The sequence below is a fragment of the Enterobacter sp. NFIX58 genome, from assembly GCF_900110475.1.
GTDB classification, from domain to species: domain Bacteria; phylum Pseudomonadota; class Gammaproteobacteria; order Enterobacterales; family Enterobacteriaceae; genus Enterobacter; species Enterobacter quasiroggenkampii.
In genome coordinates, this window is record NZ_FODW01000004.1 from 343427 (window position 1) to 357648 (window position 14222).

Below are 14222 nucleotides of genomic sequence, written 5' to 3' on the forward strand. Positions count from 1 at the left end.
TTATTAAATAATGATTTTAGAGTTTCTTAATTGATCGTTAATTAATATATTTCATCCTTAACCATTCATTTAATATATTCTCTGTAAACGGTCATTTTTCGCCTGCTATACCCGTCCGGGACAATCATTGCCCATTGTTGCGTTTTACCTTTGCAAGGCTTTTCGCCCCTTTCACCGGGCGGGTTAACTGTCTACACTCACTGCTACAAGAAGAGAAGAAGACAGGCCATTTGATGATACTCATTATTTACGCGCACCCTTATCCGCAGCACTCGCATGCGAATAAGCGGATGCTTGAGCAGGTAAGGACGCTTGATAACGTAGAGATACGTTCTCTCTATCAACTTTATCCCGATTTCAACATCGATATCGCCGCTGAACAGGAGGCGCTTTCCCGTGCCGATCTGATCGTCTGGCAGCATCCCATGCAGTGGTACAGCACGCCCCCGCTGCTGAAGCTGTGGATTGATAAGGTCTTCTCCCACGGCTGGGCGTATGGCCACAATGGTCATGCGCTAAAAGGGAAAAGCCTGATGTGGGCGGTCACCACGGGCGGAGGGGAAAGCCACTTTGATATTGGTTCCTTCCCGGGTTTTGAGGTCCTGGCACAGCCGCTGCAGGCGACCGCGCTCTACTGCGGCCTGAACTGGCTCCCGCCTTTTGCGATGCACTGCACTTTTGTCTGCGATGACGAAACGCTGCAGGCGCAGGCTCGCCATTATAAACAACGCTTACTTGAGTGGCAGGAGGCGCACCATGGATAGCCATACGCTGATACAGGCGCTGATATACCTTGGCGCAGCGGCGCTGATTGTGCCCGTGGCGGTACGCCTGGGGCTGGGCTCTGTTCTCGGCTACCTGATTGCGGGCTGCGTTATTGGACCGTGGGGCTTTCGACTGGTGACGGATGCAGAGGCGATCCTTCATTTCGCTGAAATTGGCGTTGTGCTGATGCTCTTTGTGATTGGTCTGGAGCTCGATCCGCAGCGCCTGTGGAAGCTTCGCGCCTCGGTATTTGGCGGCGGGGCGCTGCAGATGGTGGCCTGCGGCCTGCTGCTGGGTGGGTTCTGCATCCTGCTGGGCATGGACTGGAAAGTGGCAGAGCTTATCGGCATGACGCTGGCGCTTTCCTCGACCGCCATTGCCATGCAGGCCATGAACGAGCGCAATCTGACGGTCTCCCAGATGGGACGCAGCGCGTTCTCAGTGCTGCTGTTCCAGGACATTGCCGCTATCCCGCTGGTGGCGATGATTCCGCTGCTGGCGGCCAGCGGTTCCTCCACGACGCTGGGGGCGTTCGCGCTGTCGGCATTAAAAGTCGTGGGGGCGCTGGCGCTGGTGGTGCTGCTTGGTCGCTACGTCACCCGCCCGCTGCTGCGGTTCGTTGCCCGCTCGGGCCTTCGCGAAGTGTTCAGCGCCGTGGCGCTCTTCCTGGTGTTTGGTTTCGGTCTGCTGCTGGAGGAAGCTGGTCTGTCGATGGCGATGGGGGCCTTCCTGGCGGGCGTTCTGCTGGCGAGTTCCGAATACCGTCACGCGCTGGAAAGCGATATCGAGCCGTTCAAAGGCTTGCTGCTGGGGCTGTTTTTCATCGGCGTAGGGATGTCCGTCGACTTTGGCACGCTGGTGACGCACCCGCTGCGGATCGTCGTCCTGCTGGTCGGCTTCCTGATCATTAAAATGGCGATGCTGTGGCTGATTGCGCGTCCGCTGAAGGTGCCGAATAAGCAGCGCAGCTGGTTTGCGGTTCTGCTGGGGCAGGGGAGCGAATTTGCGTTCGTGGTCTTTGGCGCGGCGCAGATGGCAAACGTCCTCGATCCCGAGTGGGCAAAAGCGCTGACGCTGGCAGTCGCACTGTCGATGGCCGCGACGCCCGTTCTGCTGGTGGTGCTGACGCGTCTGGAAAAATCGGGTAGCGATCAGGAGCGCGAAGCCGATGAGATTGACGAGGAGCAGCCTCGCGTCATCATTGCCGGATTTGGCCGCTACGGGCAGATCGTTGGTCGTCTGTTGCTGTCCAGCGGGGTGAAAATGGTTATCCTCGATCACGACCCCGACCATGTCGATACCCTGCGTAAATTTGATATGAAGGTGTTTTACGGCGATGCAACGCGCGTCGATCTATTGGAATCCGCCGGGGCGGCGAAAGCGGAGGTATTGATTAACGCGATTGACGATCCGGAGACCAGCCTGCAGATGGTGGAAATGGCGAAAGAGCATTTTCCGGATCTAACCATCATTTCCCGCGCGCGCGATGTTGATCATTATATCCGCCTCAGGCAGGCGGGCGTCGCAGCCCCCGAGCGTGAAACCTTTGAAGGCGCGCTGAAGTCTGGCCGCATGGCGCTGGAAAACCTGGGGCTCGGCGCGTATGAAGCCCGCGAACGGGCGGATCTGTTCCGTCGCTTTAATACCGAAATGGTGGAAGAGATGGCGGCGATGGCGGGCAGTACGGCCACGGAGCGTGCGGCAGTGTTTAAACGCACCAGCGCCATGCTGACGGAAATCATCAATGAGGATCGCAATCACCTGTCGCTGATCCAGCGTCACGGCTGGCAGGGCACAGAAGAGGGCAAGCATACCGGGGATCCGTCTGACGAACCGGAGAGTAAACCTTCCGCGTGAAGTGGAGTTGCCAGCAATATTAAAAAATTTCTGTATCTTTACTCTGCCGCCAGTCGACGAAAGATTAAGCTTTCCGTATAGTGGCGGCAATTTTTTGCATCCGGGAAATTTTCAATGATCAGTCTGATTGCAGCGCTGGCGGTGGACCGCGTTATCGGTATGGAAAATGCCATGCCGTGGAACCTGCCTGCCGATCTCGCATGGTTTAAACGTACTACGTTAAACAAGCCGGTAGTGATGGGCCGCCTGACCTGGGAGTCGATTGGTCGTCCATTGCCGGGCCGTAAAAATATCGTTATCAGTAGCCAGCCGGGTACTGACGATCGCGTCGAATGGGTAAAATCCGTCGACGATGCTATTGCTGCATGCGGCAATGCCGAAGAGATCATGGTAATTGGCGGCGGGCGCGTGTACGAGCAGTTCCTGCCTAAAGCGCAGAAGCTGTATCTGACCCATATTGATGCGGAAGTGGAAGGAGATACCCATTTCCCGGACTACGATCCGGACGAGTGGGAATCGGTATTCAGCGAATTCCACGATGCGGATGCACAGAACTCTCACAGCTACTGCTTCGAGATCCTGGAACGTCGTTAAGTGATTTGCCCTCTCCCGCCCGGGAGAGGGCATGATTCAGGAGGCGACGGCCTCACTTTCCCCTAAGTCCAGCTGTCGGTTGGACGGCTGAACAAAGTAAGCTTTATCTTCCCAGCGTAAACAGGTTAGCTCTCCGCCCCAGCAGCATCCGGTATCCAGACCGTAAATCCCGTCCGGCGTCCCTTTTCCTTCCAGTGCAGCCCAGTGACCAAATACCACGCTGTACTCGCTGGTCACCGGCCCCGGAATGGCAAACCACGGTTTGAGCGGGGCCGGTGCGCTTTCCGGCGTCTCTTTGGAATACATGTCCAGCTGTCCGTTCGGGAAGCAGAAACGCATGCGGGTGAAGGCGTTCGTGATAAAGCGCAGACGGGCCAGACCGCTGAGATCCTCGCTCCAGTGGTTCGGCATGTCGCCGTACATGGCATCGAGGAAGAAAGGATACGAGTCGCTTGCCAGCACCGCCTCAACGTCACGCGCACAGGTTTTCGCTGTTTCAAGATCCCATTGTGGCGTGATCCCGGCATGCGCCATGACCAGCTTTTTCTCTTCGTCAACCTGCAGCAGGGGCTGACGGCGCAGCCAGTTAATCAGATCGTCCGCGTCCGGCGCATCCAGCAGCGGGGTGAGGCGATCTTTAGGTTTATTGCGGCTGATCCCGGCGAACACTGCCAGCAGATGCAGATCGTGATTGCCCAGCACCATGCGAACGCTGTCGCCCAGTGATTTGACGAAACGTAATACCTCAAGCGAGCCGGGGCCACGTGCGACTAAATCGCCCGTCAGCCAGAGCGTGTCCTGTTCTGGCGTAAAGTCGACCTGTTTTAATAATGCGATCAGTTCATCGTAGCAACCGTGAACGTCGCCAATCAGATATGTAGACATTAGATTAATGAATAAGTGTGGTTACGGCGAGACGGAACACGGGAATAGCAACGCGGAAGCCATTGCCATCGACATCGACCATTTCATAATGGCCTTGCATGGTACCCATCGGCGTTTCAATCACCGCGCCGCTGGTGTACTGGTACTCTTCGCCAGGGGCGATGTGGGGCTGTTCACCGACCACACCTTCCCCCTGAACTTCGATTTCGCGGCCATTGCCGTTGGTGATAAGCCAGTAGCGTCCGCGCAGTTGCACGGGCGTCCGCCCCAGGTTGCGAATGGTCACGGTGTAAGCAAAGACAAAGCGTTCTTCGTCCGGCGAGGACTGTGATTCAACATAGACGCTTTGTACATGGACACATACGCGGGGCGAATCAATCATGGCTTAACTCTCCTTCGGCGGCGCATTTTCGCTGATGTAATTAGCCAGCTTACAGTACTGCTCTACGGAAATGTTCTCCGCACGCATTGCCGGGTCGATCCCCAGTTCAGCTAATACCTCAACGGTGAACGAATTGCTGAGGCTGTTACGGATCGTTTTACGACGCTGGTTAAAGGCTTCAGTGGTAATGCGGCTCAGTACACGCAGATCTTTAACCGGGTACGGTTTCGTTTTGTGCGGCACAAGGCGCACAACCGCTGAATCCACTTTCGGTGGCGGTGTGAACGCTGACGGCGGTACTTCGAGTACCGGGATCACGTTGCAGTAATATTGTGCCATCACGCTTAAACGACCATACGCTTTACTGTTCGGGCCTGCAACCAGACGGTTAACCACCTCTTTTTGCAACATGAAGTGCATATCGGCAATGGCATCAGTATAGCTAAAGAGGTGGAACATGAGCGGCGTGGAGATGTTATACGGCAGGTTGCCGAATACGCGCAGCGGCTGACCCATTTTTTCCGACAGTTCGCCGAAGTTCATGGTCATGGCGTCCTGCTGATAGATAGTCAGCTTCGGCCCGAGGAACGGGTGCGTTTGCAGGCGTGCGGCCAGATCGCGGTCCAGTTCGATGACGGTCAGTTCGTCGAGGCGTTCGCCTACCGGTTCGGTCAGTGCGGCAAGTCCCGGGCCGATTTCGACCATCGCCTGGCCTTTTTGTGGATTAATAGCCGAGACAATGCTTTCGATCACGAACTGATCGTTAAGGAAGTTTTGCCCGAAACGTTTACGGGCTAAGTGGCCCTGATGGACTCGATTAGTCATTGAGTATTAACAATCATTTTGATGGCGAGATTAAGCGCCGTAATAAAACTGCCGACATCCGCTTTCCCCTGGCCTGCCAGATCCAGCGCAGTACCGTGGTCAACGGACGTTCGAATAAAGGGTAAACCGAGGGTGATATTCACCCCGCGGCCAAAGCCCTGGTATTTTAGCACGGGCAGGCCCTGATCGTGGTACATCGCGAGCACGGCGTCGGCATTATCCAGGTATTTCGGCTGGAAAAGGGTATCAGCAGGCAGCGGACCGCTGAGGTTCATTCCCTTCGCCCGCATTTCGTTGAGTACCGGAATGATGGTGTCGATCTCTTCGGTGCCCATGTGCCCGCCTTCGCCCGCGTGCGGATTCAGGCCGCAAACCAGCACATGCGGCTGCGGGATCCCAAATTTTGTCTGCAGATCGTGATGCAAAATCCCGATGATCTCGCGCAGGAGATCGGGGGTGATCGCATCCGGAATCGCTTTGATCGGCAGATGGGTGGTCACCAGGGCAACGCGCATCGCTTCGGTCGCCAGCATCATCACCACTTTCGGACTGTGCGATCGCTCTTCGAAGAACTCCGTATGCCCGGTAAACGGTATGCCCGCTTCGTTGATCACGCCTTTGTGGACGGGGCCGGTAATCAGGGCGGCAAATTCGCCCTTCAGGCAACCGTCGCAGGCGCGCGCAAGGGTTTCAACCACATAGTGGCCGTTTTCCGTGCTGAGCTGGCCAGGAATGACTGGCGTACGAAGGGGAACAGAAAGAAGGGTGAGGGTACCGGCTTGCTGCGGTGCAGGCTGTTGGCCTTCAACGTAAGGGATGAGCGTTAAAGGCAGACCGAGCAGCGTTGCCCGGTCCTGTAACAGTGTTGCATCCGCGCAGACAACCAGTTCTACTGGCCAGCTGCGCTGGGCGAGCTGGACAACGAGGTCAGGCCCAATCCCGGCGGGTTCGCCGGGCGTGATAACAACACGATGCTGTTTCATTAGTTGCTCAGCACTTTCACGTAAGCACTGGCGCGTTGTTCCTGCATCCAGGTGGCTGCTTCTTCAGAGAACTTACGGTTAAACAGCATACGGTAGGCTCTGTCTTTCTGCGCCGCATCCGTTTTATCAACGTTACGGGTGTCCATCAGCTCGATCAGATGCCAGCCAAACGAAGAGTGGACCGGCGCGCTAATCTGGCCTTTGTTCAGCTTCATCAGCGCGTCACGGAAGGCAGGATCGTAGATATCCGCTGCCGCCCAGCCCAGATCGCCGCCCTGGTTAGCAGAGCCAGGATCCTGCGAGAACTCTTTTGCTGCTTTCGCAAACGAGGTTTTACCGCTCTTAATGTCTGCTGCAATCTGTTCCAGCTTCGCACGCGCCTGATCGTCAGTCATGATTGGTGACGGTTTCAGAAGAATATGACGAGCGTGAACTTCGGTAACGGAGATATTTTGGCTCTGGCCGCGCAGATCGTTCACTTTCAGAATGTGGAAGCCCACGCCTGAACGGATTGGACCGACGATATCCCCTTTCTTCGCCGTGCTCAGGGCCTGAGCAAAGATGGACGGCAGCTCCTGAATACGTCCCCAGCCCATCTGGCCGCCTTTCAGCGCCTGTTGGTCTGCGGAGTAGGTGATGGCCAGCTTGCCAAAGTCGCCGCCGTTACGCGCCTGTTCGACAATGGAACGCGCCTGACTTTCTGCTTCCGCAGCCTGATCGGACGTTGGGTTCTCTGGCAGTGGGATCAGAATGTGGCTCAGATTCAGCTCCGTGCTCGCATCGTTCTGGTTACCCACCTGTTTTGCCAGCGCGTCCACTTCCTGAGGCAGGATAGTGACGCGGCGACGCACTTCGTTGTTACGCACTTCCGAAATCAGCATCTCTTTACGGATCTGATTACGGTAGGTGGCGTAGCTGATGCCGTCATAGGCCAGACGGCTGCGCATCTGGTCTAAAGACATGTTGTTTTGTTTCGCGATGTTAGCGATCGCCTGATCGAGCTGCTCGTCAGTGACCTTCACACCCATTTTCTGCCCCATCTGCAGAACGATCTGATCCATGATCAGACGCTCCAGGATCTGGTGGCGCAGCGTGGCGTCATCCGGAAGCTGCTGACCCGCTTCGCCCGAATTGAGCTTCACCGATTTCATCAGACCGTCAACGTCACTTTCAAGCACGACGCCGTTGTTAACCACCGCGGCGACTTTATCAACAACCTGGGGGGCCGCGAAGCTGGTATTCGCAACCATAGCGACACCGAGCAGCAGCGTTTTCCAGTTCTTCATACTTTTTCCATTTCAATTAACCGCAAAGCGGATTACGTTGCAAATCAAGCACATTACAAGGAACTGCGGTAAGGCAGAATATTCGAGCGCAGCATTTTCTGCGTACCCAGACCGTAGTTGGAACTCAGGCCGCGTAACTCGAAGTTAAAGCCAATCACGTTATCGTATTTGCTTTGATTGTTTTCCCAGCCGTTAAGCTTACGTTCGTAACCGACACGCAGCGCGTAGCAGCAGGAGTTATATTGCAGCCCCACCATCTGGTCAGCAGCTTTATTCGCGTTAGTGTCAAAGTAGTAAGCGCCTACGATTGACCAACGGTCGGCGATGGGCCAACTCGCTGCCGCACCGACCTGAGAAATACCATCCGAATATTGTGGTGATTTCCAGTAGTTGATGCTGTTCTGATCATTGCTTTTCGGTAGCGTTGCCTGAATATATTCTGGGCTAGCGTAACGATAGCTTACCTGAATCATACGATCTTCATCGCGACGATACTCTATGGCTGCACTACTGTTAGCAACGTTGTCGAGACGCGTGTCATACTGCACACCGCCACGCAGGCCCCAACGGTCAGTCATACGCCAGTAGGTATCTCCCGCCCATACTATCGATCCCGTTTTGTTGTCTTTCTCCCACTGAATATTGTCATCGCCCGTGCGAGACTCTGTGAAGTAGTAGATTTGACCCACAGAAACGTTAAAACGTTCAACGGCGGCATCATCATAAACACGTGTTGTGACGCCGGTCGTTAACTGGTTCGCTGAGGCGATGCGGTCCAGACCGCCGTAAGTACGGTCGCGGAACAGACCACTGTAGTCAGACTGCAGTAAAGAGGAGTCGTAGTTTTGAATGTTGCTCTGATCGCGGTATGGCACGTACAAATACTGCATACGCGGTTCAAGCGTCTGGGTATACCCATCCGCCAGCAGGGCCATATCACGCTCGAAGATCAGCTTGCCGTCCATTTTAAACTGAGGGAGCGTTCGGTTAACCGACTCTTCCAGATGCGCACTGTTCGTTGCGTTGTAATTATCGAGATTTTTTTGCTGATAGTGCGTTGCCATCAGCTTGGCTTCGGTATTCAGGCTTGCCCAGTCGTTAGACCACGGCAGATTGATCGTCGGCTCCAGGTGAACACGCGTGGCTTCAGGCATGTCCGAATCCGTGTTCACGAAATGCACCGCCTGAGCGTAAACCCGGGTGTCGAATGGACCTACATCATTCTGGTACCAGTTGACGTCCAGCTGTGGCTCAGCGCCATAGGTAGGCGTGGACTGGTCAGAAAACACCTGGAATTTCTTGGTCGAGACGGTTGCATCAAAGTTCTGCACCGCATAGCCTACGCTGAATTTCTGCGTGGCATAGCCATCGGTACTCGAGCCGTATTTGGACGAGAAGTCATTAAAATAAGCCGAATCGCTGACTTTGGTGTAGTCAACATTAAAGCGCCACACCTGATCCATCACCCCGGAATGCTGCCAGTAGTACAGCCAACGGTGACGGTTATCACCCGAGACGTTTCTGGCGTCGTCCTTGTAAACGTTATCCGACGGCAGATAATCCAGCTCCATCAGACCCGCACCGGCGTGGGTCAGATAGCGGAATTCGTTCTCCCACATGACGTTGCCGCGCTTGTGGATATAGTGCGGCGTGATCGTCGCATCCATGTTGGGCGCGATGTTCCAGTAATACGGCAGGTAGAACTCAAAGTAGTTCGTGGTGCTGTATTTGGCATTCGGGATCAGGAAACCGGAGCGACGTTTGTCACCCACGGGAAGCTGCAAATAAGGGCTGTAGAATATGGGGACCGGACCCACTTTGAAGCGGGCATTCCAGATCTCAGCGACCTGCTCTTCGCGGTCATGGATCACTTCGCTCCCGACCACGCTCCAGGTATTTGAACCCGGCAGACACGACGTGAACGTGCCATTTTCCAGGATGGTATAGCGGTTTTCTCCGCGCTGTTTCATCAGGTCTGCGTCACCGCGCCCCTGGCGACCCACCATCTGGTAATCACCTTTCCAGACGTTAGTGTCTTTCGTATTCAGGTTTGACCAGGCTTTCGGACCTTTCAGGATGACCTGATTGTCGTCATAGTGCACATTACCCAGCGCATCCACCGTGCGTACCGGTTCGGCCGCGCCTTCCGGCTGCTTCTGGTGCAGCTGCACTTCATCTGCCTGCAGGCGGCTATTGCCCTGATTAATATCGACATTGCCTGTAAACGTGGCATTGTCAGGGTAAGTCCCTTTTGAACTGTCGGCAGTAATGGTTACCGGCAAGCTATTGGTATCGCCACTCACCAGTGGGCGATTATAACTTGGGACGCCAAGCATACACTGCGAGGCGAGATCGGCCGCCAGCCCCTGTTGACTGTACAGGGCGGTGCCAATCATTGTGGCCAGGAGGGTGGGGATACGTTTTTTCATACGTTGTATTTTATTGTTCCGTCATCAGTGGCTACGGCTTACAAACGCTCAGAGACTATCTTACTCATCTGCGCAGTACCAGCGTTAATCCTGCCCGTTTGCGTGCCAGAGTGTTAGGCTCGCTATCGAATGACGAGTATGATAAAGCAAATTATAGGCGATGTCCTTCAATTGACCGTGACTTGAACACAGTGATGATGACGTTGCGTCGGCCAGGAATATGACTATCCGGGGAGTATATGCAGTATTGGGGTAAAATAATCGGCGTTGCGTTCGCCATCATCATGGGTGCCGGGTTCTGGGGAATAGTGCTGGGGCTTATTATTGGGCATATGTTTGATAAGGCGCGCAGCCGCAAAATGGCCTGGTTTGCCAATCAGCGCGAGCGTCAGTCACTCTTTTTCTCCACCACTTTTGAGGTGATGGGGCATTTAACCAAATCCAAAGGCCGCGTTACGGAAGCCGATATTCAGATTGCCAGCGTCTTTATGGACCGCATGAATCTGCACGGTGACTCCCGCCTGGAGGCGCAAAATGCGTTTCGCATCGGGAAATCCGACAACTATCCGCTTCGCGAAAAAATGCGTCAGTTCCGCAGCATCTGCTTCGGCCGTTTTGATTTAATTCGGATGTTTCTGGAAATTCAGATTCAGGCGGCCTTTGCCGACGGCTCGCTTCACCCTAACGAGCGCGATGTTTTATACGTGATTGCGGAAGAGCTGGGCATCTCCCGTATGCAGTTCGACCAGTTCCTGCGGATGATGCAGGGCGGGGCGCAGTTTGGCGGCGGCTATCACCAGCAGTCATCTGGCGGTGCCTGGCAGCAGGCGCAGCGTGGTCCGACGCTGGAAGATGCCTGTAACGTACTAGGCGTAAAGCCTTCTGACGATCAGACCACGATCAAACGTGCCTATCGTAAGCTGATGAGCGAGCACCATCCGGACAAGCTGGTCGCGAAAGGCTTACCGCCGGAAATGATGGAGATGGCGAAGCAAAAGGCGCAGGAAATTCAGAAAGCGTACGAACTGATTAAAGAGAAGAAAGGCTTTAAATAAGCCCCTCTGGAGAATGAAGAAGGGCCTGGCAGGATGAACTGCCAGGCCCTTTCTACGTGATTACCAGCTGTAGCGTACGTTCAGACTGCCGTTTACATCGCTGTAATCATTAACACCTTTTTGTCCGGACACCTGGGCGATAACGCTCCATTGCTTGTTCACGTTCGCCTGAACACCTGCTTTCAGCTCCGCACGATCGGCAGGAATATCCTGCTTGATCTGTGTGTCACCAAAGTTAACTGCCGTTTCTTCAGAGGTATGCAGCCAGTTGACCTCCGCAAACGGCTGGATAACCGCGTCGTTCGCCTTATTCATCTTGCTGTCAACTCGCAGACCTAAACGGGTGGTCCAGCTGTTACCGTTTTGCCCATCAATCGTTGTGCCGCTGCTGTCTTTGATGTCATCGGCACGGTAATCCTGCCAGACGATCTGTCCCTGCGGCGTGAGGCTCAGCGTGTTGTCGCCGAGTGCGACATTGTAGCGATAGCCCGTTTCCAGCGAAACGGCGTTGGCGTTTGAATCGTAATCCGTTGAGCCAACGTCACCGTTATCTACGCTGTTGTGGTACATCCCGTACTGATACCAGCTGTCGACATAAAAACCCTGATGCTGTCGGGCATCGGCAAACCAGGTGGTATAGACGCCGAGGTTATAGCCATCGACTTTACCGTCAGCGCTGAAGCGGCTGCCGTCAGCACCTCTATTGCCCGTGCTGTTGCTGCTGGCGTTCATATAGCTACCCATAATCCCGACCACCAGGCTTTGTTCGTCGTTGTTCCAGGCTGCAACATCACCCCCCATCTGGAACTGGGAGTAGTTGCTGTCGATATCAATATTGCTCTCTGCCGCAGTGGACTGGTTCTTACCTGCTTTGAAACGCGCCCATGTCGTGCCGTTTTCCGATTTGAACTGGCTGCCTTCTCGGTCTGAGAGGGTCTGCATCTGCAGATCGCGAGCCAGCCACTGGTTGCTAAGGTATGAACCAATATCGGCACGATACTGAGGCGTTACGTCGCCACCCTCATCCATGGCCTGGGAACGGAGATACCAGTTCCCTGAGTCCTGATACAGACGGTATTCGTAGGCGTTGATCTGGACCTGGTTACCCTGAACAAAGGTACCGTTTGATTCACCGCCGACCTTAATCACTTCAATTCCGTTTTGGGTCAGGGCCCCCTGACCGCCTGCGTTGTTAATGTACAGGGTAGTGTTACCGGACGTATTCCCCGTAATTTTAAGCATATCGGTTGGCGACGTATCGTCGCCTAACTGCGTATTCAGCGTCAGAGACCCCTGATAACCGGTATAAGCGCCATTTACGATCAGTGTGTTACCGGTCGTTATGCCGTCGGTACCTTCGATTTTGCCGCTGATAATGCTGCCTGCGTTGCTCAGATCACCATTGATCGTAAGCGTGTCGTTGAACTGAACGGTGCCCTTGCTGTTAACATTGCCGTTCACCACTCCGTTGTCGCCACCAAACGTCGCGCCTGCCGCGACATTCACGGCCTGATCGCTGTTTTGTACGCCGATAACGCCGGCCTCGCCCAGCCAGAGCGTGCCCTGGTTAACATCCGTTGTGCCGCTGTAACTGTTTGCGGCATTCAGAATCAGCGTACCTTGCCCCTCTTTGGTGAGTGATTTACCGTCCCATCCCGTCGTGGCGTTAGCATTTTGATCGACAAGCGCCGTGCTCAGCGTAAAGCTGCCGTCAGCATTGTTCAGGGTGAATGTACCGTGAGCCGCCGTTGGCGTTGGGTTCTGGCTGGCATACCAGGCTAATGACGGCGTCAGGACGTAATTCGTCACGTCGGCGGGGTCAACGGCGCCGCTGAAGGTGATGAAGTCAACGGATCCTGATGCCATACCCGCGACGGTGAAGTGGGTAAAATTGCCATTGATTGCATTTTCAGCGTCAATCACCGTGAAGGTGCTATCCGCTGAAAGCGTGCTGGCACCACCGTAACCCGTAATATTCAGCGTGCCATTCAGCGTTGCATTCTGAGCGATAACAGGGGCACTTGTCGCGTTTGCATCGAGGTAGACATCAGTTTGGCTGTTATCCTGAAGGATGAGATTACCGACATTGAGCGTACCGGCACTGCCGTTTTCATCGCCGAGCGTGATGCGCCCGTTACTGGAAAGATTACCGACGCTGGAATCGCCGGTAAGCAGCCACTGGCTGTTTTCATCCAGATTCATGCTGACATTATCACCGCTGGCCTTAACGGCGCCGGACAGCTTGCTGTTTTGAGCGCTCAGGGTGACTGCATCGGCGGTATTGGCCACGGTGAGCAGATTGTCTGCATTCATCGTTTGCACATTCTTCACGCTAATATCGGCAGATCCTGAATCCACGGCAAAAGCACTTCCTCCGGATGCGGTTGCCGTAATGCTTCCGCCGTCAATTGTGGCGGCATTTTTTCCACCGCTGAACGAGAAGACGGCATTGCTACCGGAAATATTACTGTTAGCGATGGCGGCATTGCTGGCGTTTTGCAAGACGATGGCTGCAGACTGTTCACTGGTAATCGTGGTGCTGGTTGCTTCAAATTCCCCGCCGTTATTGATAACCACCGCCCGTGAATTTTCCCCGGTCGTGATAACAGAACCGTTATTCAGCACGACAGCGCTGGTTGCCTTACTGGAGGATATCGCGTCAGAATTCTGGCCATGCGTAGCAATTTGCGTATCCGAGAGCGCTGCTCGGCCGAAATTGGATAAACCGATAGACTTTTCACCGTAAGTATCAATTTTTGATGAGTCTAAGGTGAACGTTTGGGTGTAATTCTGAATCCCGTAGCTCTCGCTACCGGTTGTACTAATGGTGACCCCGGTGCCGGTCATTTCGCCATTGTTAAATATGCCCGCATTACCAAAATCACCGGTGGTTTTTATAGTAACGTTAGCTAATGTGACCGTTCCTTGTTGGTTAACGAGCCCCCTGGCCATGCCATATCCAGAAGTAGTAATGGTGGTGTTGGGATCGTCTAGCGTGACTTTCGCGCCATTGAAAACGTAAAGGCCCATCGCTGAGTCTCCGCTAGTCGATATTGTCAGCGCGCCACTATCGTTAACAACGACATCGGAACCGTTGGCTGTTACCGCTGCGGTAACATTCTCTGTGGTTGAGTATTCGCCGCTGATCTCGTTATCACCTG

Annotated in this window: 11 protein-coding genes; 4 read left to right on the forward strand and 7 right to left on the reverse strand. The window is 54.5% G+C overall.

All coding sequences use genetic code 11. The features are described from left to right. Nucleotides 1-233 precede the first annotated feature (233 nt). From kefF to folA, 3 genes are all read left to right on the forward strand, one after another. A complete protein-coding gene (gene kefF, locus BMW97_RS17975) occupies nucleotides 234-764 on the forward strand; it encodes a glutathione-regulated potassium-efflux system oxidoreductase KefF (RefSeq protein WP_045907770.1) in 531 nt (176 codons plus the stop codon). Then, complete coding sequence (gene kefC / locus BMW97_RS17980; protein WP_045907771.1) at nucleotides 757-2622, forward strand: glutathione-regulated potassium-efflux system protein KefC; 1866 nt, start codon at nucleotides 757-759, stop codon at nucleotides 2620-2622. The genes kefF and kefC overlap by 8 nt, the downstream gene beginning before the upstream one ends. A gap of 114 nt (nucleotides 2623-2736) precedes the next feature. Then, on the forward strand, nucleotides 2737-3216 hold the full coding sequence (gene folA / locus BMW97_RS17990) for a type 3 dihydrofolate reductase (protein WP_045907772.1): 480 nt from the start codon (nucleotides 2737-2739) through the stop codon (nucleotides 3214-3216). A gap of 36 nt (nucleotides 3217-3252) precedes the next feature. Here folA and apaH read toward each other — a convergent pair whose 3' ends face one another. The 6 genes from apaH to lptD are packed head-to-tail and all read right to left on the reverse strand — an operon-like array spanning nucleotide 3253 to nucleotide 10006. Further along, nucleotides 3253-4101, reverse strand: coding sequence for a bis(5'-nucleosyl)-tetraphosphatase (symmetrical) ApaH (gene apaH / locus BMW97_RS17995; RefSeq protein WP_045907773.1), 849 nt, complete (start codon nucleotides 4099-4101; stop codon nucleotides 3253-3255). 4 nt (nucleotides 4102-4105) lie between these two features. Beyond that, nucleotides 4106-4483 carry a Co2+/Mg2+ efflux protein ApaG gene (gene apaG / locus BMW97_RS18000; RefSeq protein ID WP_032644031.1) on the reverse strand — a complete coding sequence of 126 codons (378 nt, stop codon included), beginning with the start codon at nucleotides 4481-4483 and terminating at the stop codon, nucleotides 4106-4108. Between the two features lie 3 nt (nucleotides 4484-4486). Then, nucleotides 4487-5308, reverse strand: coding sequence for a 16S rRNA (adenine(1518)-N(6)/adenine(1519)-N(6))-dimethyltransferase RsmA (gene rsmA / locus BMW97_RS18005; protein ID WP_008502020.1), 822 nt, complete (start codon nucleotides 5306-5308; stop codon nucleotides 4487-4489). Continuing rightward, complete coding sequence (gene pdxA / locus BMW97_RS18010) at nucleotides 5305-6291, reverse strand: 4-hydroxythreonine-4-phosphate dehydrogenase PdxA (RefSeq protein WP_045907774.1); 987 nt, start codon at nucleotides 6289-6291, stop codon at nucleotides 5305-5307. The genes rsmA and pdxA overlap by 4 nt, the downstream gene beginning before the upstream one ends. Next, nucleotides 6291-7577 (reverse strand): peptidylprolyl isomerase SurA, encoded by a 1287-nt coding sequence (gene surA / locus BMW97_RS18015; protein ID WP_045907775.1) that lies wholly within the window; start codon nucleotides 7575-7577, stop codon nucleotides 6291-6293. The genes pdxA and surA overlap by 1 nt, the downstream gene beginning before the upstream one ends. Before the next feature lie 53 nt (nucleotides 7578-7630). Beyond that, on the reverse strand, nucleotides 7631-10006 hold the full coding sequence (lptD, locus tag BMW97_RS18020; protein WP_045907776.1) for an LPS assembly protein LptD: 2376 nt from the start codon (nucleotides 10004-10006) through the stop codon (nucleotides 7631-7633). Nucleotides 10007-10245: 239 nt separating this feature from the next. On the opposite strand from lptD, the gene djlA reads away from it, so the two are divergent. Beyond that, the gene (gene djlA, locus BMW97_RS18025; protein ID WP_008502016.1) at nucleotides 10246-11061 is read left to right on the forward strand and encodes a co-chaperone DjlA; all 816 of its coding nucleotides are present in this window, start codon (nucleotides 10246-10248) and stop codon (nucleotides 11059-11061) included. 60 nt (nucleotides 11062-11121) lie between these two features. Here the strand turns inward: djlA and BMW97_RS18030 are convergent, their stop codons facing one another. Beyond that, nucleotides 11122-14091: an autotransporter outer membrane beta-barrel domain-containing protein gene (locus tag BMW97_RS18030; protein WP_302846758.1), complete on the reverse strand. Its 2970-nt coding sequence runs from the start codon at nucleotides 14089-14091 to the stop codon at nucleotides 11122-11124. Nucleotides 14092-14222: the final 131 nt, after the last annotated feature.